The sequence below is a fragment of the Foetidibacter luteolus genome, assembly GCF_009650435.1.
GTDB classification, from domain to species: domain Bacteria; phylum Bacteroidota; class Bacteroidia; order Chitinophagales; family Chitinophagaceae; genus Foetidibacter; species Foetidibacter luteolus.
The window spans coordinates 18697-40328 of record NZ_VVIP01000050.1 but is presented as its reverse complement, the minus strand read 5'-3'; the positions used below and the strand labels follow the sequence as shown (position 1 = coordinate 40328).

Below are 21632 nucleotides of genomic sequence, written 5' to 3'. Positions count from 1 at the left end.
CTTTCTGAGGTTCCATGATGAAAAGACTTTTATATCGCCCTTTTTTTATAAAGCTGTTTAACTGGGAGTACTGGCCATTCAGCGTGGTGTATGCGCCCATCTATTTTTACTGGATATGGCTGTGCTTAAGGGCAAAGTCTTTTTTCTTTTTCAATACAGCCAACCCCTCTATTAAAAACGGCGGCTTTCTAATGGAGTCTAAGAAAGAAATCTATGACATTATACCGCCTGCTTATTACCCTAAAACTTTGTTTTTTAAGGCAGGTACACCTTTTAGCACCATTGTGCAGCAACTTGCCGGGCAAGGATTTACCTACCCGCTAATTGCCAAGCCAGATATAGGGATGCGGGGCTTGTCAGTTAAAAAAATGGAAAACGTGGATGACCTGCTGCAATACGCTGCAGCCAGCGATGTAGATTACCTGGTACAGCAATTTGTTGCTTTTGATAAAGAAGTGGGTATTTTTTATTACCGTTATCCCGGTGAGGCCCGCGGCCACATTTCCGGCATAGTAGAAAAAGAATTCTTGACCGTAACCGGCGACGGGCGTTCTTCCATTGAAGAATTGTTGAAGCGGGATAAACGGTTTGTGTTGCAATTACCTGTATTAAAAGCCAGCTTTAAAAGCCTGATGACTGAAGTGCCTGCTGCCGGTGAAGAAAAGCTGCTGGTGCCTTATGGCAACCATGCCCGCGGCGCAAAGTTTATTAATATATCCCACCTGGCAGATGAAGAACTTACCAATACCATGGATGCCATTTGCCGGCAGGTGCCCGGCTTTTATTACGGCCGGCTTGATATTAAGTACAGCAATTGGCAGCAACTGAAGCAAGGGGAAAATTTTTCCATTATAGAATTAAATGGCGCAGGCAGTGAACCTACGCACATGTACGACCCACGGCAATCCATCTTTTTTGCCTGGAAGGAAATCATACGCCACTGGAATATACTTTTCCGCATAAGCCTTTTAAACCACCGGCAAAAAAAACTGCCCTATATGCGTTTCTCGTCCGGCATTCAAATGTTCAGGGATAACAGCGCTTACGTTAGCAAAATATCCAACAGTTAAACTATTCGCCGTGCTGTAAAACAGCTTACCCGGCCACATATCAAATACGCTGGCAGGCATTTTGTGCTGTATGTATATTGGTACTCCTTAAAATCTTTTATTTATGGCAAAGTATTCGAAAAAAGCGCAGCAGAAAGTTGCTGATGTAATGGATGAAATGAAAGAAGGCAAGCTTAAGAGCGGAAAGAGCGGCAATAAAGTTAAAAGCCGCAAGCGGGCAATTGCTATAGGGCTATCCGAAGCAAGAAAAGAAGGCGCTAAAGTGCCTGAAAAAGCTGCAGCAAAAAAAACAGCCAAAAAAGCATCGCCTAAGAAAACCGCAAAAAAGGCTGCGCTTAAAAAGGCCAGTAAGGCCGCGGCAAAAAAGTAGTCTCGCTTATAGATATAACTGCACCATTTTGCGCCAGTATTTGGCACGGTGTGCTTCTTCGTTCCAAACGTAAAAAGATGGTGTTATGTTTTTTGCGGTAAGGGCGGAAACAAGATGCAGGTTATTTTCAAAAAAAGGGTCTTCGCGGCCTATTACAATAATAATGTCCATTTTTTTAAGGTTGCGTAGAATGTCTTCATCATTTAGGTTAGGTATGAACATACCCGGCATGTTGAAGTAAATGTTTTCATCGAAATACCCGTCAAAAAGGTTGGCAAAAGAGGGCGTGGATAAGGTAAGGTCGTACCGGGCGCTCATGCCCACCACTTTGCTAAATAGTTGCGGGTGCCTGAAAGCAATATTAACCGCATGATAACCGCCCAGGCTGCAACCGGCAGCAGTTAAGGAAGCGTGGTTGTTATTTTTTTTGATGAAGGGGATAACCTCATCCAGTATATATTGCTCGTATTGCTGGTGCCGTTTGATTCTTTCGGCGGGATACACGGGTGAATAAAAGCTTTCTATATCTACACTGTCCACGCAGAACAATTGCATTTCTCCATTAGCGGTTTTTGCGGAAAGGGCTTCTACTATTCTCCAGTTTTCATAATCGTAAAACCTGGCAGTGCGGGTGGGGAAAAATATCACGGGCTCGCCACTGTGGCCAAACACCAGCAATTCCATATCTCTGTTAAGCGTGGTGCTGAACCATTTATGATATTCTCTGTTCATTCAGGAAAATAAAGTGGAAAATTAGGTTAACATGGCAGTTACTTAAGTTAAAAAATTTTCATGTTCAGATGAAAAATTTGTTAACAAAATCTGCTTCCACAGCCAATACCCCTTGGGGCTAAGGTGCAACCCGTCTGCATCGTACAGGTCTTTAAGAGGGTAGCCTTTACTGTCTGTCATAGCATCGTAAATATTAATGAAACGATAATGCGGTTTGCTGTTGTCAATAGCCTTTTTTATCAGCGTATTGGTATAGCGTATTTTTTCGTTGATGTTCCAGCGGGCTATACTTGGTTTAATAGAGATGTAAGTAAGCGGAACATCGTGGTAATAGTGGTTGATGTGCCACATTAACTGCTGAAAAAAAATAAAGACCTCTTCAGGGTTCCTTCCATCGCCCAGGTCGTTATCGCCTGCGTAAATTACAATGTGTTTGGGGTGGTAGGGCTTAAGTACCCGTTTAAAAAACCATACACATGCTGCGAGGGTAGAGCCGCCAAAACCCAGGTTAACGGGCTTAAAGGCTGCAAAATCATCGTTCAGTTTATCCCAGAGCCGTATGGAAGAACTGCCGTAAAAAACCATCTGTGGTTCATAAGTTAGTTTACTTTTCTGTTGTTCAATTCTCTTAATCTCATCTTCATACCAAACCATAATTGTTATATTTCTGAACTTTCAAATATACTGCCATACGTTTAGAGATGGCGTGCCGGGCTTTATTAATTTATTATCCTGAACGTAATGTTTATTCTTTCTTTTAATGCCGCATTTGTTTTGGGTACCTGGTGCTCCCAATAGTGCTGGGTGGCGCCCTTCATCAATAAAAAACTGCCGTGGGTTAATATCGCCTGGCGAATAATTTTTTTATCTGCATAGTTCCTTAGCTTAAACATCCTGGCGTCCCCAAAACTTACGGAGCCAATGACCGGGTTAATGCCCAGTTCAGGCTCATTATCCCGGTGCCAGCCCATACTGTCCTGCCCGTTGCGGTACAGGTTTAGCAGGGCGCTTGTAAAGTTTACGGCGGCAATTGTTTCAATTTTTTGCTTAATGGCTATTAAGTCTGGCGTCCATGGCAGGGGTTGCATGGTAATGCCGGAGTAGCTGTATTTTTTGGTGGCATCTCCATACCATGCGGTAAGCCTGGGTTGCATTAGGGTTTTGCCAAAAATTTTAATAGGTTCCTGTTTCCACTGAATGTTAGCAAGAATGTTTTTTAAGTAATGGTCGCTTTCTGCTTTGTTGAAAAAAGCGGGATAGAAATATACTTCCCCATCAAAAGGGAGCAGGTTTTCTGTAGTGCTGTTGAATAATTCCTGTTGCATAGCATTAAGCTTTCAGGGCTTTCCACTGTTCATATGCTTTTTTCATGCAATGCCCGCAGGACCTGTAGCCCAGGGCCACTGCTTCATCTTCACCTGCAAAGAAAACACGATTTTCCCTAAGCATTCTTTTGCCGGAGCTGCAATGTAGCCTGCCGTAAATTTTCAGGTTTTTGTTGCCGCCGAATACAATGTTTCCGGCTTTAATCATCCGCAGCAGCTTTTGTTTGCCTTCCTGTGTGTTTTCAAATGTTGAGTGATGTATCATGCCTGTTGCTGTAAAATTAGCAACTAAGTCATATCCAGGTGGCGCAATGATGAGTAAACAGTGGCGGGTTTTCTGCAGAATAAGGTTATTGTTGCGGCCTGTTCAGTACACTTAAGATGTTTTCATCAGAAAGCGGCAGAATATCCGGCTGCATAAACCTGGCCCTTGCAGCCGGGGATAAGATATACTCCTTAGCATAAAACTTAAATGGCAGCGCCCTGTCTGCAAGGTTACTTTCCAGGAAATTGTTACAGGTTTCTGTTACAGAAAGGTTATTGTACCTGCGGACATAAAAATCCACGATACTTATCCAGAAAATGGTGAGTGTTTCATGGTAGCCGCCAAAGCCGTTGTTAACGCCGCCCACAGAAAGATTGTAGGAAATAATACCAGACTTCAACAGGCAGGTTGCTTCATTAATGTCATAGTGTTTAAGATGCCATACCGCGGCAGTTAAATGTGCCTGGTGTGTCCATTGTTCTTTCGGCAACGTTTTGTTGTTAAAGCCCTGCATTAGCGCATCAATTTCCTGCTGGCATTGGTATAAGCTCATAACGCGAAAATTTTAAGAGGCGGCAATTTCGGCTAAATTAAGATTGCCCCGCATGCAAATAATGACAAGCGGTTTTAATCAACTGTATTGCTGCTGATAAAGTTTTTGCGGTAGCTGGAAGGTGTTAGCCGGCGTATTTTCAAAAACTGTTTGTTGAAGTTGGCCAGGGTATTAAAACCGCTTTCATAACAAATGGTTTCAATGGTTTTTTGCGTATCAATCAGTTGCTGGCAGGCATAACCAACACGTACTTCGTTCAAAAAATCAATATAGGTTTTCTTAGTGCTTTTTTTAAAATAGCTGCAAAAAGCGGGTACACTCATGCCGGCGTTTTTGGCTACATCTGTAAGCGTAACAGGCTCCTGGAAATAATCAATCGTGTACTGGTAAATCTTGTCAATACGTTCTTTATGTTTGCTGTTATAGGCTTTAACTTCCTGTGTAGAGAGTGTGTCGTATTCTTTTTTCTCCGCAATAAGGGCCAGGCAGTTGCACAGTTTAATGATGCGTTGAAAGCCCTTGGCGTGTTCCAGTTCTTTAATCCAAACTGTAAGCAGTTCTTTGGTGCCGCTTTTTATTTTAAGGCCCTGTAAGGCCGTTTCAAACAGTTGGCGAATAATGCGGCATTCCGGCAGGTTCATAAAAGCATCTCCCCAAAAATCTTCTTTAAAATGCACCACCACCGCGCTGGTGATAAGTTCTTTATACGCTTTCTGAAAAGTATGCGGCAGGTTAGACCCAAGAAAAAAAACATCGCCGGTTTTAAACTCGCCTACATAATTGCCTATGAAGCTGGCGCCCTCGCCTTCGGTAAAAAGAATAAGCTCATACTCCACATGCTGGTGCCAGGGCACTTCAAATTTGGGTGTGCGGTGCGTTTGCGCAACAAAAGAAGTGTTGGCGTTAAGCGGTAATTTTTCTATTAATGGTTTCATTATGTATATTTAATTGCCGGCAAAGGCACAAAGTCTGCAAAGTTGACTTTCAATAAGGTTTCACATTCACGTTGAAATCTCCTCTAATTGTTAGATTCCAAACTATATTAATCAATAAACATCTTCAAATCTAATATATTTATTAAAATAGTTTCAGTAATCAACAATAAAGTTGAACTGTTTGTTGCAACCAAAGTATAATTTAGCACCCGGTTTCGATTGCTCTTATAACCTTCAGCTATATGTTATTACTTGGTTTAGATATAGGTACTTCCTCAGTAAAAGTTTCAATTGTAGATGCGCAAACGCAGCAGTGCATAGTTTCAGCACAATACCCGGAAACGGAAGCTGAGATTATCTCAAAGCAAAGCGGCTGGGCAGAACAATCCCCGCAAAGCTGGTGGCAGTTTGCCCAACAGGCCATCTTAAAAGCGCATGCTTCCGGAAAGTATAACCCTAAAGAAATTGCCGCAATAGGTATAGCATATCAAATGCACGGCCTGGTGCTGGTAGACAAAAACCAGCAGGTGTTGCGTGACAGCATCATTTGGTGCGATAGCCGGGCGGTGCCTTATGGCGACAAAGCTTTTGCCGCTATTGGCGAGGAAAAATGTTTGTCCTGTTTGCTTAATTCACCCGGCAACTTTACCGCTGCCAAGCTGGCCTGGGTTAAAGAAAATGAGCCCGGCATTTACAGCCAGGTGGATAAGCTGATGCTGCCCGGCGATTATATTGGAATGATGCTTACCGGCAGCATTACCACAAGTGTGTCATCCCTGTCCGAAGGTATTTTCTGGGATTTTTCAAAAGACCAGCTTTCCGCTGATGTAATGAACTATTTTGGTTTTGATACATCAGTAATACCTGCCGTTAATGAGGTATTTAGCGAACATGGATATGTTACCAGTACTGTTGCAGATGCGCTGCAGCTAAAAGCCGGCATACCCGTAAGTTACAAGGCTGGCGACCAACCTAACAATGCGCTGTCGTTAAATGTGCTGGAGCCCGGCGAAGTAGCGGCAACAGCGGGCACTTCAGGCGTTATTTATGGGGTTAGCGATGTGCTGGCTTACGATAAACAGTCAAGGGTAAATACGTTTGCGCATGTTAACTACACAAGTGAACAAAAAAGGTTAGGCATACTGCTATGCATTAACGGTACCGGTATTTTAAACAAATGGATCAAGAATATTGCCGGGTCAACCAGTTCTTATGTGGCGCTTAACCAAGCCGCATCAGGTATTAAAGAAGGAAGTGAAAACTTATACATACTGCCGTTTGGCAATGGCGCAGAAAGAATGCTGAACAATAAACTGGTAGGCGCACATATACACAATATAGATTTAAACAAACATACCTCGGCGCATTTATACCGCGCAGGGCAGGAGGGCATAGCTTTCGCGTTTAAGTATGGCCTTGATATCATGCGTGGCAACGGTATGAACCCGTCGGTAATACGTGCCGGAAAAACAAACATGTTTTTAAGCAGTGTTTTCGCTGATGCGTTTGTAAACATTACCAACACACCTGTTGAACTGTACGAAAGCGATGGCAGTGTTGGCGCTGCATTGGGCGCCGGTATCGGCGCCAATATTTTCAGCACAGCCAAAGAGGCGTTTAGTAAAATGAAGCGTTTGCAAACCATAGAGCCCAACGGTAACAAGGGTTATGAAGGGCATTATGAAAGCTGGAAAAAATACCTGGAAAAGGAACTGGGCGGTGCGTAAGAAACGCCCCACGTGAAACAGGTTTTGGCACTTGGCAGTATTGCTGCTATTAAGCGCCGGTTGTGTCACTCACTTGTACGCCTTGTCCGCTACGCAGCATTGTGCAGCAGGTTTTGATAGTTTAATGCTCTTTTATTCAAGGTGCAATATAAAAGCAATTTGTAAGACCGCCCCTGGGCGTGTCTCCATGCAGTAGCGCTTTTGTTTGCAATGTGTCTGGTAGCAAAGCTGGCAGACACTGTAGATGCCCTGGTGCATGTCTCCATGGCGAGAGCTTTTAGTTGCAATGTGTCTGGCAGCAGAGCTGGCAGACACTGTAGGTGCCTGGGCGTGTCCCCATGACCAGCGCTTTTAGTTGCAACGTGTCTGGCAGCAAAGCTGGCAGACACTCTAGCCGCCCTGGTGCATGTCTCCACGCACCAGTTATACCCGGGTCTGAAAAGTTGCCCAATGAACCGGACGATGAACGGATTGCGACGCAACGAAGATGCCATGAAAGGCTAGGGTTGGTATCATAAAAAGCAAGTGGGGAGTAGGGAGTTGTAAGTGGGATTTTAAAAATATTACTATGAGGGCAAATAGGGGAGAGGGAAGCTGAAGGGAGCGGGCCGTGCTGAACGTAACATCTTATCTCAAACATCGTACATTCGATTATAAACTACAAACTGTAAAACCATGTCAGTACTAATTGGTGAAAAAGAGTATTTTAAAGGAATCGGGCAAATAAAATACGAGGGCCCGGAAACAGATAACCCGCTTGCCTACCGCTGGTATGATGAAAGCAAAGTTATTGCCGGTAAAACCATGAAAGACCACCTGCGATTTGCGGTTGCTTACTGGCACAGCTTCTGCGGCAATGGCAGCGACCCCTTTGGCGGTCCCACCCACGATTTTGAATGGGATAAAAAAACAGACGCTGTAGCCCGTGCAAAAGACAAAATGGATGCGGCGTTTGAATTTATTACCAAGCTTAACCTTCCTTACTACTGCTTTCACGATGTAGACGTGGTGGACTATACTAACGACATAGAGGATAACGATAAAAGATTGCAGGCACTGGTAGATTACGCCAAAGACAAGCAACAGCAAACCGGCGTTAAACTGTTGTGGGGCACTGCTAACCTGTTTTCTCACAAGCGTTATATGAACGGGGCATCTACCAACCCTGATTTTCATGTACTGGCACATGGCGCCGCGCAGGTAAAAGCTGCACTGGATGCCACCATTGCATTGGGTGGCGAAAACTATGTTTTCTGGGGTGGCAGAGAGGGCTACATGAGCCTGCTGAACACAGACATGAAACGTGAACAGGAACACCTGGCCATATTTTTACACAAGGCCAAAGAATATGCAAGGGCTAACGGTTTTAAAGGCAGTTTCTTTATAGAGCCCAAACCTTGCGAACCAACCAAACACCAGTATGATTATGATTCCGCTACAGTTATCGGCTTTCTGCGGGCACATGACCTGCTGGGCGATTTTAAACTGAATGTGGAAGTGAACCATGCAACACTGGCGGGCCATACTTTTACGCATGAGCTGCAGGTGGCTGCAGATGCCGGCCTGCTCGGCAGCATTGATGCCAACCGCGGCGATTACCAAAATGGCTGGGATACAGACCAGTTTCCCAACGATCTTAATGAACTTACTGAAGCGATGCTTATCATTCTTCAGGCTGGTGGCTTTGGCGGTGGCGGTATTAATTTCGATGCTAAGATAAGGCGCAACTCCACCGACCCTGCCGACCTGTTCTACGCCCACATCGGCGGCATTGATACATTCGCCAGGGCGCTGGTTACGGCAGATAAAGTGCTGCAACACGGCGAATACAGCAGGCTGCGCAAAGAGCGTTATGCCTCTTACGATACTGGCAAAGGCGCCGAGTTTGAAGCCAAGCAACTCTCCCTGGAAGACCTGCGTGCTTATGCCCTCGCCAACGGCGAACCCGAAGTGAGGAGCGGCAAACAGGAACATTTTGAGAATCTGATCAACCGGTTTATATAGTGATTGGATGACTTTGAAAAAAAGCCTCTTCGAAAGAAGGGGCTTTTTTGTTGGGGGGGCTTGGAAAGACACGAAGGAAAAGATAACCGGCATACAGTGGACGGTATATGGCAAGATTAAGCAGATAACCATGACGGGTAAAACGATCAGTTATGGTTATGACGCTGCCGGCAACCGTATTACGAAAACGGTAGCTGCGGGCAGTACCACCACCACTACATTTTATAGTCGTGATGCGCAGGGCAATACGATGGCTGTTTATACATCTGCAGGCAGTAACTTTACCTGGGATGAGCAGCACCTGTATGGCAGCAGCCGTTTGGGTATATGGAAGCCGGGCATTGTGGCGAAGCAGAATGGGATTGGGGATTCCAAAACAGCCTGGGGCCGGAGCGGTGATAAGTTCTTTGAGTTGAGCAATCATTTAGGTAATGTTTTGGCTACGGTGAGTGATAAGGTGACGGGTGTTAACAACGACAGTGACCCTGAAGCGGATTACTATGTGGCGGATGTGGTGAGTGCGAATGATTATTATCCTTTTGGCATGTTGATGCCGGGGAGGAAGTTTAATGCGGGGAGTTATAGGTTTGGATATGGAGGCAAAGAGAAAGATGATGAGATAAAAGGAGAGGGAAACTCAATTGATTATGGTGCTAGAATGTATGATAGTAGGCTTGGAAGATGGTTGAGCATAGATAAACAAGCCGATAAGTATCCTGATATGACACCTTACGGATATTCATTAAATAATCCTATAAAATTTACAGACCTTGATGGAAATCTTGTTAGGGATGAAAGTGGTAGAATTATTTTCACAAAGACACAATCTGGAGTATGGTGGACTACAATGCAACCACAAACCTATAAAGACCCTAATACTGGAAAAGTTTATAAATACACTGTCGGATTTACAGTTGATAAAGGATATGCTTTAGACAACTCAGGTAAAAAAGTTGAAATTATGATTGCAACTTCTAATCAAGTACAAATTAAAATTCAAGAAGTTACCAAAGGAGCAAATGGCAAAGAACAATTAGGAGAAGCTCAATACATAACCAATCAAGAAACACAAGGGTTAGACAATTCTTATAATTGTGTAGGAAATTGCATTGCTGATGCAGCATCTACAATTAATATATACGGTGCATTTGGAGAAAATGGTGCTGCTATGACTGAACAATTTATGAAGCAAGATAGCTACGTTTTGTCAGATGTAAAAAATGCAACAGAAGGAGATGTTGGGGCTTACGTTGGGGCAGATGGAGTATTTCATCACGTTGAGAAATTTTTAGCAAATGGCAATGTAGCTGGAAAAGGAGGTATTGCTGCCATTCCTGCTGAAGCCAAACCTGGCACTAATGAAACCTTTTCAAAAGGGAATAAATATAAAGTATATAAGAAGTCAATGAAAGATAAAGTTGTTTCTGCAACAGGAGATGTAAAAGTTACTTTATCATCAAACACTACAAATAGTGCAGGATATAGAGAAGTAAGCAGTAGTGATATGAACAAAGTGCAACAAGCTATGAAACCCAAAAAGAAGAAGTAATGAAATTTAAGGTTATTAGTAATTTTTTTTTACTAACAAGTTTTATTGTAATGCAATTTGAATATGCAAATGCTCAAAATTTAAAAGATTTAATAAAAATTATTGAGCATAGTAATTGGCTTGATACTGCAACTTACAGTACAAGAATATTAGCAATCAAAGAACTGTTAGTTGAGGATAAAGGTTACGACACAAATGAATGGGTAAAAACTGATACGTCTAAAAAAGTAATAATAGGAGACGATGCAAAATATCGTCAAGGAAGCTATGAGACTGAGTATTCCAAAAGTAATTTGCAAAAAAAAATGTGGATTATTGAATGTATAATAGCAAGAAAATTATTAGAAGAAAAGTACATTTTAAACAATAAAAGTAAAAATATTTTATTAGATTATACTAATGGTAATGACACTAATATAAAAATAACAAAATCTAAAAAGGAAGTAAATAAAATATATCTTGTTTATAAAAAATACTTTTCAAACTTTAATGATAAAATACAAGTAATAAAATCACCAATACAAAATTCTAAATACTCTTGGATAAATCCATATTCTAATTGATAATAAACACAGCTTCGCTGTGTTCAAAAAAAGGGGGCAAAAAAATGTGTGGCTTTGCCACATTACAATTTAATTGCTTTGCAAATTTTTCACTTTTAAGGTCGTTTTAGGGGCTTCAAATCATTGCTTTTAAAAAAGTTTTCCACAATCTTATTTTTTCTCTCAAAACCTTTACTGTCAAGGCTTTGTGATTGTATTTTCATTTTTCTTCTTTTCTCTCTAAAACCTCCATTCCACAAGGCTTTTAAGGCAGGAAGCGAACAAATAAAACAAACCAAAAACCAAACCACTACAACCAAAAAAGAACAACCAAAAGAAGCCAAAACAGAACATAAAAAACCAAACCGAAGCCCGTCGCTGGTATTAGAATTGGTTTTTGTATTCTATCCCGGCAGCACCAATGAGTATGTGAAGCATTTTATAGTTCCGCCGCAAGCGCTTTGCCTATGCTGCTTTTGGGCGTTACCTGCACATAAGATTCTTTCATCCATTTGCCCAGATGCTCAAGTATAGGTATGGCCTGTTGCTGACGTAATTGATATATTTCATCGAAGGACATCTTTTTATCCCGCGCCTGTTGCTCTATGGCATACAATTGCTGCATGTGCTGAAGCACATATTCACTTCTGGCTTTGTCGTTGTCCAGGGCTTCACTAAATTTTCGCCTGGCATGGGCCATACAGTGCAGCAACGTAATACCCGAACTGTCCTCAAAATCTTCATACACCTGGTAGCCATCTGCCTGCAGGTGCCCTATAAAATTTTTCAGTATTTTCAAAGGGCCTTCTCTGTCCCGTCCTTTTCGATAATCGAAGATGACAATCTTTTGATGACTGTTGTGATACACCCAAAAATATCCGCGGTGTGTGGTACCTGCCTTGTCCTGATCAAGCACCTTGATGGGTGTTTCATCCACATGCAGGTAATTGGTTTGTAATACCTCTTTAACCAATGCATCGTATAATGGAGTGATGAGGTTGCAGACACTGCCTTTCCAGTTGCAAAGCGTTGAAGGTGCCAGTGTAATACCCACCCGGCTAAAGCGTTGCTCCTGGCGATACAAGGGAAGATGATCAACGTATTTATCAATGATGACCTGCGCCAGCAAGCCCGGGCCTGCCATGCATTTGTCGATAGGCTGCCAGGGCAGTTTACCAATAACAACACCTTCGCCCTGGGGTAGCGCATATTTGTTGCGAACATAGCGGCGCACAAAAAATTTAGAAGGAGTTACATCCAGTTGCTCGGTAATCTCTTCGCCAATTTTTGTAAGATTGCTTACATCTTCTTTAGGCTCTATTACAATCACTTCGCGGGGCAGACCGGCAGGTAATGCCATGCGGCCGGGATGTGCTTTCTTTTCTACCTTGATGTTGGTTTTTGTAACTGTTACTTCTTGTGTGGTAACAGTACGCTCACCTACAGCTTCGGCTTGTAAACCTAAGGCCATCTGTTGAACCACTGCTGCGCTGTCGGGTATAAAACGTTCGTGACGGCTGCCAAACACCATCTTTTGCAACTGTGCCAATTGAAGTTTTAGCTGCTCTATCTGCACAAGCGAACCCTCGTACAGGCTTTTGTAATCAACAGGTATAATGGTGGTTTGCTGCATTTTCTATTAAGGCAAAACAAAGAAATATACCTGCAATATCAATGCAGGTTTTATCCACTTTCGCGGGCTAAATGTTGATAACGTGTACGCCTTCGGATACTCTTTAATGAGATGCCCTGCAGGATGAATTGAAGTTGCTGGGAACTGATGGAAAGGCTATCATTTTTATTATCAATAGCAGGCAGTTCATAGGTTCCTTTTTCCAGCCGTTTGTAATATATGGCAAAGCCATCGCCTTCCCACAACAGCAGTTTAACCTGGTTGTGTTTTTTATTTAAAAAGATGAAAACTGAACCACAGAACACATTGAGTTGCATGCATGAAGTTACCAGCCCGCTTAAACTGTCGAAGCCCTTGCGCATATCGGCCGGACCGGTATACAGATAATAGCTGCAGTTTGCTGAAAGGTGCAGCATGCTTAACTGATCAATGCCTTTAAGTAATCAGCGCTCACCGGCTGATGAAACACCAGGCGTTTGCCATCGGTGCAAATCAATTCTGCCGACGACAAGCCAGGCGATGGAGCAACCCGTAACTTAACAAAAGAAGCCTCGGGCAAAACATGGCTATTGCGATAATTTTTGTACCAATAGTGAAAAACATGGTAGCGGATACCGTGCTGAGCACAGAACGCCTTCTGACTAAGCCCGCTTTGCTGCCAGTCTCCAATCATACTAAACATTTGTTCTCTGACCTCAATATCCTTTTGCATAATTTTTTATTGGCAAAGTAACGGTCAATTAAAAGGCGCAACAAGATGTACTTGCTGGCAGGGATACCTGCTAACGGCCACAGCTTTGCGTTCGGCAGGGCATTTGGAAAACATCCAGCCCGGAACTGCAGCCGACCGAAGTTACAAAAGTTGAAAAGATATTCTGTTGCTCATCCGTGTTCGGTCAGCCGGATATGTAGCTAGTAGTACTGCCGATGAGGATTTATTCGTCGTCCCTGCTGACGCAAAACTGAATGTTGCAGGCATGTGCCTTGTCGTTAAGTTTGTCAGCCTAATAACATCTGCTTAGGCAAGTCCACGCAAAATGTCAAGTCGGTTTGATGGTGCATGAGGTGAAAAAAAGTCAGGGATTGTTTTGTCCGTTCGTATAGGTCTTTTCAAAAAGTCCACTGGCCATTCTGTCAACCGACGTTCTTTTACATGCACATACTTTCCTGGCTCTGGTTCGTCAATATACTCTTCTTGCAAAACCAATGCAAGCGGTTCTTCGCAGCCGTGATTTGATTGTGAATATGCAAGTGCTTCTTCATAAGTTGCAAAGGCATAATAATAGTGGTCACCGTCCTCTGTGTCAGGTGCTCCGTCATGCGGATGACGCCAAACTCTATATTCTAATACTTCGTCCCAAACAAAACCGCCACCCGATTTTACAAGTCCAGGGTATTCACCTACTAAATCGGGGTCTTTAGCTTTTGGATAGACGGTCATTTGGCACTTGCCTGTTTTAGAAATGTCAATTAATTTTTGGAGTCAAAATATGTCTGTCGAATGTTTAGAGTGTTTGTGTCGGCATTGCCTGCAACGAGCAGGGCTTTATGCAGGTTGGGAATTAGTATTCCGTCTGCCCACAACCGCTGCTGATTGAAAGTATGTTGATGAAGTTAAGTACAAAAGCTGATAGATATTCGTCTGTTGGAACTGAAGCTGAGATTTGCAATTAGCTGATGTTATAAGGTTAAGCCCAACTTGTATAAAACCCAATGTTACATGCCGTTTTCTGTCAAGCTATGCATGCAATTAATCCTTGTTTCTAAACTCTCTTTTTAAGTGACAGTTGTAACATATGTCCTTTGGTAAGTACTCACTGTCAGTAGGAATAATGAGCTTGTTACAGTCAGCACAATTAATCGCTAAATGTCTTTGAGTCCAATTTGGGCAATCGTCGTCTGGCTCTGAGTCCGATGGAAAATAAAATGTCAAACCGTATTTGCTCGCTGCTTTTTGTCCCCATTCTTTAGTTAATTCGGCTTCTGGCCATGAAGGAACTTCTCCGTTAAAAAGTCTTATGTCGCCACCAAAACTTACAGTGCCTAAATGCTGTCTTGTCTCTCTTTTCCAAAAGAATTTGCCTGTTTCCGTATATAAATTCAAAATCAAGAACCAACCTTGCGTGTCACCGTCCCATAGAGCCTCCAATACAGTAGGTCGTCCTGAAGCTTTTTGAATTTCACTGTCAAGTATGTCAAAGGAATTTATGTTAGGCATAGTGGTCTGTCAAATGGCATGTAACGGGCAGGGCTTTATGCAGGTTGGGAAATAGTCTTCCGTCCGCCCGGCGCCGCTGCCGATTGAAAAACTAATGATGAAATTAAGTACAAAAGCTCAAGTATGTTTGTCCAGCCCCGAACTACAGCCTGGCTTTGCAATTGGCTTAAGTTTGCTGGTCGTGCCCAACTTGCATAAAACCCAATGTTACATGCATAGCCTTCTACTGCTGCCATTCTAAAAGTCCAAAGTCAGATACAAGCCTGCAAATTGAGTTTTCACTGTCATAGCCAATGTAAGTTGCATAAAGTCCGTCACCCCAACCAGTAGAATACATTGCAACATTAAAACCGTCTCTGTCCCATATAAGCCATGAACGAGTATGTTTGTAGGTTGCCTCCATTTCGTCAATTACAACGTTGAAATTGTCCTCTTTTTGGTTTAAGTAATCAGAATATTTTTCTGCACCAGAAGTGTCCATGAAGCAACCGGTGCCAGAGTCAACACCGTATCCAAATATTTCATCATCACTTAATTTAGTTGCGTCTTGGTCAACTGTAACAGCAATTGTCCAGCGAACTGGGGATTTGTCGGAGAACTTAATTCTCGAAAAACCTATTCGTTCGTCATCATCAATACAAGCAATTGCTAATTCAATAGGGAAGTGTCCGATTGGAAAAACTGTGTCAAAAGGCTTGTCGTCATTGAATAAAAATGGGTCACAGGCAATAATCTGTCCATTCGCAACATTTAGCTTCCCGATGTCTACTCGATAAAATTTATACTCATTCTTTTCTTCCTCTAAATGAGAGAAGTTGTTCTGAAATGCGTTCTCTAAAAAATCTTGCATAGTATGATGTGTCAATTAGGCTTGCATGTAACGAGCAGGGCTTTATGCAGGTTGGGAATTAGAATTCCGTCCGCCCGCCACCGCTGCTGATTGGAAATATAAAGTTGAATGTAAGAACTAAAGTTGAAAGTTGTTTGTCCAGCCCGAACTATAGCCTGGATTTGCAATTTGTTGATGTTTGCTGGTCATGCCCAACTTGCATAAAACCCAGTGTTATAAGCCGTTTTTTGAACGTTTAGCGTCATAGTAAAAACTCCAATGTGGTACATAACCATGGTCTATGTCACCACTGTCAGGCGATGGGAAAAATTTAAACTCTTCTACAAAGCTTTTATGTCTAGTTGTATCAGCCTCCGTAAGTAAAAAGTTTTGTGGCATATTTGGAAAAAACCTTTGTCTAATCGAGTCAATCGCTTCTTGTCTTGTTTTGTCATTCATTTGAACACTAATTTCCCAATAGCCACGAACTCTTTGAATTTGTCTAAGATTATTTGTTTCTATAAGTAAGTTACCAATCATTGTCCCAGTACTCTGTCGTACAGTAAAGAATGTGTCAACGATCAAATATGAATAACAACCACCTTGTCTATTTACTGTGTCTTTGTAAAAGGATGCTCTTGAACCAAGTTTGTCAATACTTTCATTAAAAACAAAAAGTGGTGTCCCTTTGCAAAACAAACTTGAAGTGTCGGAATATACTTTTGGTTTGTCAACATTGCCAGTTTGTCCAGTATTACAGGAAAATGTCAACAAACACATGAATAAGAGAAGCAGCTTCATTTAAAATGGCTTATAACGGGCAGGTATTGCTTGTAGTACGGGAATTTGTTGCTGAGTCTGCCCACCCACGAATGTAAAATAAGAAACGAAATTATTTATTTAAACGAAACCACGATTGAAAACGGTCAAGCCGTGAATGAAGTGCAATAGCGCATAACTGCCAATTTTACTTCCTTCTGCCCGTATTACAGCAATACCAATGTTGGTGGCAGCCTTTCGTACTATCTCACAATTACAGTCGACGATACTTCTACGTCCTCCAGTTTTGAATCTGGATTTTCGTTCAACAAATTATTAAGAGCATTGAATTCGGCACTCCTTCCAGCAATTTTGAAAACAGTGTCTTTGTCTGGATTGTCATTAAAGTATTCTGATGTTACGTTCCAAATAATTTGATAAGACTTTGTCTCACTGTACCTTCTTTCAATCTTTTTGTCGGCGTTTATAAGCTCCAAGTATGTGTCAGGCCATTTTAGTGTGGCAATTAAATGTCTAACGAATGCAATTGGTAAGAATAGCAGGATTTCTACAGCTGCTTTAAATTCTATTCCATTCTCAATGAGATAATTTAAAAACTCTTCGTCAGTTTTGACAGTATTGGTATTTCTGACTAAAACTATTGCCCGTTTTACTTGTTTGTCAAAGTCACTTGGCAATGGCTGATCAAACTTGGGCCCTTTTGAAGAAAATAAGGATTTTATTGTTGTCCACATATAGGAGCGTAATGTAATTTTAAGGTTGCCACCAACAGCCACAGCTTTGCGTTCGGCAGGGCATTTGAAAAACGTCCAGCCCGAACCTGCAGCCGATGTAAGTTACTGAAGTTGATAATATATTCTGCTGCTCATCCGTGTTACGTCAGCCGGATACGTAGTTGATAGTAGCATTGTCGACGAGGATTTGTTCGTCCCCCTGCTGACGCAAAACTGAATGTTGCCCGTAGTATTTAGTCGTACTTCTCAAATTTGTTTCCTGTCCACCTATATAATTGGTCAGAAACTTGGTAATTCCCTGTCTTATACGAATCAGCTACAATCTCTTTTATTTTGGCAATTCCAGTTTTGTTTTTGCTTCCCGTAACCATTAGCATGTCTCTATTAGGAATTGCAACAATGAAATCCCCGTCAACAGGAAAGTTTTCCTTTGTCCAAATGGAAGATAATAGAATTAAGCTGGCTTCATAATCCCCGCCTGCTGTTACCATAAATAAGCCGTTGTCACCTTGCCTTTGGATGTTAGGTATTATTTTGTCAAAGTTTCTTAAAGCAATAGACTTTAATGTGTCCCTTGAAATTGAAAGGGTCTTGAAATCATCTTCTGTTAAATACTTGATGCTGTTTTTAGAATCTTCGGCATAGGCAATTATTAATTGGCCGTTGTACTTTTCCGTAATCATTGGGAATGATTTACCGTCTTTACTTAAAGAATTTATTTCGTCTAAGTACTCAACGGGTTTTATTACTGGAACTACATTTTCGACATTTACCGCCTTTTGGTCTACATATAAGTCCGTTGTCGAAGCAACATACCTACTAATAATGTCATTAATGGAATCAGGTTCTGCTTTGTAAGCTATAAAAGCATTATCAATATAGTGCTTGTATTCTAAGTCTCCTTTTTTCGATGTAATTGTCAAGTCAGCGTTTAACTCAAATTTTACAGACGGATATTTCTTGTTCAGAGAATCTAGATACACTTTGGCAAAATCTTTCTCTGTCATTATTGAGTTTTTAGAGTTACAGCTAAAAATGAAAAGTCCAAGTAGAAATGTTGAAATTGAACGCATAGTCATTTTAATATTACGGGCAACGGCCACAGCTTTGCGTTCGGCAGGGCATTTGGAAAACGTTCAGCCCGGAACTGCAGCCGATGTAAGTTACAAAAGTTGAAAATACATTCTGTTGCTCATCCGTGTTCGGTCAGCCGGATATTCAGCTAATAGTAGCACTAAGATGAGGATTTATTCGTCGCCCCCTGTTGACGCAAAACTGCCTGTTGTGTGCTGTATTTCTCGTCCTCAAGTATTTTTAATACCCATGAAATTCTTTCTGCTAATTCTGTCTTTTCAAATTGATAGAAAGCTTTAGTTAGTTTTTCAATTAAGCTGTTAGAGAGCAACCAAATTTTAAATACAACAACGTTTCTTGTACTTTTCTCATTTCTTTTGATATGATTTTTCTGGAAAAGAGTGTGAGCTTCGTCATAAATATAGTTGCTCAAATGTTTAATGGAGCTGAAAGAATCATTTATCATCCATAAATCTGTCAAGTCATTAAAACTCGGATAGAAGTGTGCAAGTGCAGCAAAATAATCATCAAATTCCCATTCTGCTTTTTCGCTGTTGTCAGAAAGCAAATTGTCCCACAAGGCTAAGCTAAACTCATTGATTGCATTTTGTTCTTCTGTGTCCCATGTTTGAAAGTTGCCATCTTGAAGTTTCTGATACAAAATCCAAACGTCGTATGGCGTGTCAAGCAGTGCTGTCAATTCAAATAATCTTGGCAAGAAATGTTTCAAGTCGTTTGTGTCACCCCACGTAGAAATAACCTTGCCAGCAAATCTTGAAAGGTCTTCACTTGTTAAATTTTGAAGTGACTTGGAAAATAAAGATTTATTCCATTTCGCTAAGTCGTCATACAAAGGACTCCCTGTCATGTTTGGGTTGCCATGATACTTTGCGAAGGTGTCGTAAAGATTTTCGATTGATATTTTTAAACGAGGAGTCATTTTAATATAGCACACAACGGGCAGGGCTTTATGCAGGTTGGGAACTAATATTCCGTCTGCTGATAACCGCTGCCGATTGAAATATAAAGTTGTATTTAAGAACTAAAGTTGAATGTTGTTTGTCCAGCCCGAACCACTGCCAGGATTTGCAATTGGTTGCTATTTGCTGGTCATGCCCAACTTGCATAAAACCCAATGTTGGTAGCAGTTGTTTTCTGTCACTCGTATAGCTGTTTTGCCATCAATAAAATATTCCATAATGCAAACAAGTCGTCGCCTTTGTTTGCGTAAAAAATAGTTGATTCATCTTGCTTGTCAACTATATTGATTGTGTCCCACTCACTTTTCTTTTTCACAGTAGTAATATCAATTGGCTGTCCAATTAAAGTAATGTCAAAAGCAGTAGGCAGAATCCGTTTTATATCACTAATGTTAAGCGTCACCAGTTTTGTATTGTCATTACAAATTACTTGGCGAGTGCAAACCAATGTCCATTCATATGTCGGCTTGGTAAAAAACAAAACAGGTGTCCCACTATTCATTTTGTTGATGTAACTAACTAAATTATTTTTTGTTTCCAAAGAAAGGTCATTAAAGTAAAACGCAAATTCTGTTGGTAAACCGAATTTGTCTGCTTTCCATTTCAACCTATTTACCATGAAGTCTTCAGTCTTTTGCATTAAAAGTATCTGTCAATAAAATCCTTTGAAAATTTGCGGTGTGTCCATTTACAATTGCTACCAACGTGCAGGGCTTTATGCAGGTTGGGAATTAGTATTCCGTCTGCCCAAAACCGCTGCTGATTGAAAATATGTTGATGAAGTTAAGTACAAAAGCTGATAGATGTTCGTCTGCTTGAACTGGCGCTGGGATTTGCAATTAGCTGACGTTGCAAGGTCAAGCCCAACTTGCATAAAACCAAATGTTGGCTGCTGAATTAGTCGCACTACACTATATCGTCAATTACTTGGTCAAGCAATTGTCCATTTACAGGATAACGTCCAGTTTTCCATACTTCCTTGTCAAACGCTGGTAGAACTTTCTCCTCTATAAAATATTGTCCAGATGTTTTAAAGTCTATAAATTCGTCACTTCCAACTTTTCTTATAAATTCAAACTCTGTATTTGGAAAAGTTTTTTCATATTCAAGTTCGTCTAAGTATTGTCCCCATAAAAACAGTGTTTTGGGTTGTCCATTGTCAACAACAGCGAGATAAAATGCAACTCCAAAGTCTTCAAAATCTTCTCTCTTAATTGCTCTTGTGGTTTGTACTTTAACAACTTCAACTTGTCCTGATTTTATATTGTCAATTTGTTTTGAGTTTGTCAGTCCACCCTCAAATTTTTTTGTTACCCAAAATACAATAAGGACGGCAAGAATGACGATTACAATACAGTACACCGCTTGTGTATGTGATGGAACTGGGTTGAAGCGGTCATAAATTAGAAGTGGAGCAAGTAACACTAAAACAACAACTATCAGTTTAAGAACGAAGTTCTCAAACCGCTTATAGACACTTGGTAATCTTTTAATCTGTCGTTGCGTTTCGTCTTGTGTCAGATTTCTAATTGTTGTCGTAATCACTTTAATAAATCGTCAGTTAGTAGGGTGGTCAAATTATAGCAGCCAACGAACAGGGCTTTATGCAGGTTGGGAATTAGCATTCCGTCTGCCCACAACCGCTGCTGATTGAAAATATAAAGTTGAATTTAAGAAGTAAAGTTGAAAGTGTTTGTCCTGCACGAACTACAGCCTGGATTTGCAATTAGCTGATTTTAAAATGTCTTGCCTAACTTGCGTAAAGCCCAATGTTAGGTGCTTGCTTCTTCGTTGAAGTAGTTAAGGAAGTCAGCAATAAGTATCATATTTCTTTCACTCTCATTCCATACATTCCCAGCTATACAGCTTTTAATATTTGTCCTGACATAACTCTCCAATTGAATCTCTGTCATGAGTTTGTATGTTCCTATTTCAGGGTCGAAACTGTAATACCATTCACTGAATATTTCAAAAATGCAGTTTCGAGTTACTTCATTTTCGGTAGTTTTCAATAGTCGCACAAGTAGCGGAAGGGCAGACAAAACTGCTGGGTAATATGTTCCTCCATGATTATTTCCGATGGCAAATAAGACGTTATTATAGACTTTCCATTTATCATTGTCCTGTCTCAAGTGAATAAGGCTTGATAACGCTGGAGCGACACTGTCTGGGTTAAAATATTCTGGTCCTCTAAATGCTTTCCAGTTAGTTGATTCTACTACGTCTATAAAATCTTTTTCTGTCATAAGGTCAGTCTAAGAGTTGGGGCAAAACAAGGAAATCTGACTGTGGCTTTGCTTGCACCTAACGGT

General features: G+C 41.3%; 25 protein-coding genes. 6 read left to right on the top strand and 19 right to left on the bottom strand.

The window, feature by feature from the left end; all coding sequences use genetic code 11:
- Positions 1-14: 14 nt before the first annotated feature.
- Entirely contained in the window at positions 15-1070 is a 1056-nt protein-coding gene (locus tag F0364_RS15945; RefSeq protein WP_207632713.1) for an ATP-grasp domain-containing protein, read from the top strand.
- Between the two features lie 103 nt (positions 1071-1173).
- The gene (locus F0364_RS15940; protein ID WP_153798799.1) at positions 1174-1440 is read left to right on the top strand and encodes a DUF6496 domain-containing protein; all 267 of its coding nucleotides are present in this window, start codon (positions 1174-1176) and stop codon (positions 1438-1440) included.
- Positions 1441-1446: 6 nt separating this feature from the next.
- Here F0364_RS15940 and F0364_RS15935 read toward each other — a convergent pair whose 3' ends face one another.
- The 6 genes from F0364_RS15935 to F0364_RS15910 all read right to left on the bottom strand — a co-directional run bounded on the left by F0364_RS15935 (position 1447) and on the right by F0364_RS15910 (position 5250).
- Positions 1447-2172, bottom strand: a complete 726-nt coding sequence (locus F0364_RS15935; protein WP_153798798.1) for an esterase family protein — start codon at positions 2170-2172, stop codon at positions 1447-1449.
- A gap of 42 nt (positions 2173-2214) precedes the next feature.
- On the bottom strand, positions 2215-2826 hold the full coding sequence (locus F0364_RS15930) for a GDSL-type esterase/lipase family protein (protein ID WP_153798797.1): 612 nt from the start codon (positions 2824-2826) through the stop codon (positions 2215-2217).
- Between the two features lie 65 nt (positions 2827-2891).
- A complete protein-coding gene (locus F0364_RS15925) occupies positions 2892-3497 on the bottom strand; it encodes an alpha-ketoglutarate-dependent dioxygenase AlkB family protein (protein WP_153798796.1) in 606 nt (201 codons plus the stop codon).
- A 4-nt stretch (positions 3498-3501) separates the two neighbouring features.
- Positions 3502-3762, bottom strand: coding sequence for an Ada metal-binding domain-containing protein (locus tag F0364_RS15920; protein ID WP_153798795.1), 261 nt, complete (start codon positions 3760-3762; stop codon positions 3502-3504).
- 85 nt (positions 3763-3847) lie between these two features.
- Positions 3848-4315, bottom strand: coding sequence for a hypothetical protein (locus F0364_RS15915; protein ID WP_153798794.1), 468 nt, complete (start codon positions 4313-4315; stop codon positions 3848-3850).
- Positions 4316-4389: 74 nt separating this feature from the next.
- Complete coding sequence (locus tag F0364_RS15910; protein ID WP_153798793.1) at positions 4390-5250, bottom strand: AraC family transcriptional regulator; 861 nt, start codon at positions 5248-5250, stop codon at positions 4390-4392.
- A gap of 242 nt (positions 5251-5492) precedes the next feature.
- Between F0364_RS15910 and F0364_RS15905 the strand changes: the two genes are divergently transcribed.
- From F0364_RS15905 to F0364_RS15890, 4 genes are all read left to right on the top strand, one after another.
- Positions 5493-6977, top strand: a complete 1485-nt coding sequence (locus F0364_RS15905) for a xylulokinase (protein ID WP_153798792.1) — start codon at positions 5493-5495, stop codon at positions 6975-6977.
- A gap of 675 nt (positions 6978-7652) precedes the next feature.
- Complete coding sequence (gene xylA / locus F0364_RS15900; RefSeq protein WP_153798791.1) at positions 7653-8981, top strand: xylose isomerase; 1329 nt, start codon at positions 7653-7655, stop codon at positions 8979-8981.
- A gap of 7 nt (positions 8982-8988) precedes the next feature.
- Positions 8989-10530: an RHS repeat domain-containing protein gene (locus F0364_RS15895; RefSeq protein WP_153798790.1), complete on the top strand. Its 1542-nt coding sequence runs from the start codon at positions 8989-8991 to the stop codon at positions 10528-10530.
- A complete protein-coding gene (locus tag F0364_RS15890; protein ID WP_153798789.1) occupies positions 10530-11093 on the top strand; it encodes a hypothetical protein in 564 nt (187 codons plus the stop codon). Before F0364_RS15895 ends, F0364_RS15890 begins: the two co-directional genes overlap by 1 nt.
- Before the next feature lie 418 nt (positions 11094-11511).
- On the opposite strand, the gene tnpC is transcribed toward F0364_RS15890, so the two are convergent.
- The 13 genes from tnpC to F0364_RS15825 form a co-directional block, all read right to left on the bottom strand.
- Entirely contained in the window at positions 11512-12705 is a 1194-nt protein-coding gene (gene tnpC, locus F0364_RS15885) for an IS66 family transposase (protein WP_153798788.1), read from the bottom strand.
- A gap of 50 nt (positions 12706-12755) precedes the next feature.
- Positions 12756-13121, bottom strand: coding sequence for an IS66 family insertion sequence element accessory protein TnpB (gene tnpB, locus F0364_RS15880; protein WP_153798787.1), 366 nt, complete (start codon positions 13119-13121; stop codon positions 12756-12758).
- Between the two features lie 2 nt (positions 13122-13123).
- Complete coding sequence (gene tnpA / locus F0364_RS15875) at positions 13124-13417, bottom strand: IS66 family insertion sequence element accessory protein TnpA (protein ID WP_153798786.1); 294 nt, start codon at positions 13415-13417, stop codon at positions 13124-13126.
- A 306-nt stretch (positions 13418-13723) separates the two neighbouring features.
- Positions 13724-14146, bottom strand: coding sequence for a GCN5 family acetyltransferase (locus F0364_RS15870; protein ID WP_153798785.1), 423 nt, complete (start codon positions 14144-14146; stop codon positions 13724-13726).
- Between the two features lie 309 nt (positions 14147-14455).
- Positions 14456-14923 carry a hypothetical protein gene (locus F0364_RS15865; RefSeq protein WP_153798784.1) on the bottom strand — a complete coding sequence of 156 codons (468 nt, stop codon included), beginning with the start codon at positions 14921-14923 and terminating at the stop codon, positions 14456-14458.
- Between the two features lie 223 nt (positions 14924-15146).
- Entirely contained in the window at positions 15147-15773 is a 627-nt protein-coding gene (locus tag F0364_RS15860; protein WP_153798783.1) for a DUF4241 domain-containing protein, read from the bottom strand.
- 213 nt (positions 15774-15986) lie between these two features.
- Entirely contained in the window at positions 15987-16553 is a 567-nt protein-coding gene (locus F0364_RS15855; protein ID WP_153798782.1) for a hypothetical protein, read from the bottom strand.
- Between the two features lie 221 nt (positions 16554-16774).
- Positions 16775-17266 (bottom strand): hypothetical protein, encoded by a 492-nt coding sequence (locus F0364_RS15850; protein WP_153798781.1) that lies wholly within the window; start codon positions 17264-17266, stop codon positions 16775-16777.
- Between the two features lie 233 nt (positions 17267-17499).
- Entirely contained in the window at positions 17500-18273 is a 774-nt protein-coding gene (locus F0364_RS15845) for a DUF1444 family protein (protein WP_207632712.1), read from the bottom strand.
- Between the two features lie 227 nt (positions 18274-18500).
- Positions 18501-19280 (bottom strand): hypothetical protein, encoded by a 780-nt coding sequence (locus F0364_RS15840; protein WP_153798779.1) that lies wholly within the window; start codon positions 19278-19280, stop codon positions 18501-18503.
- A gap of 218 nt (positions 19281-19498) precedes the next feature.
- Positions 19499-19960 carry a hypothetical protein gene (locus tag F0364_RS15835; protein ID WP_153798778.1) on the bottom strand — a complete coding sequence of 154 codons (462 nt, stop codon included), beginning with the start codon at positions 19958-19960 and terminating at the stop codon, positions 19499-19501.
- Between the two features lie 266 nt (positions 19961-20226).
- The gene (locus tag F0364_RS15830; protein ID WP_153798777.1) at positions 20227-20865 is read right to left on the bottom strand and encodes a hypothetical protein; all 639 of its coding nucleotides are present in this window, start codon (positions 20863-20865) and stop codon (positions 20227-20229) included.
- 227 nt (positions 20866-21092) lie between these two features.
- Positions 21093-21566: a hypothetical protein gene (locus F0364_RS15825; RefSeq protein WP_153798776.1), complete on the bottom strand. Its 474-nt coding sequence runs from the start codon at positions 21564-21566 to the stop codon at positions 21093-21095.
- Positions 21567-21632 lie beyond the last annotated feature (66 nt).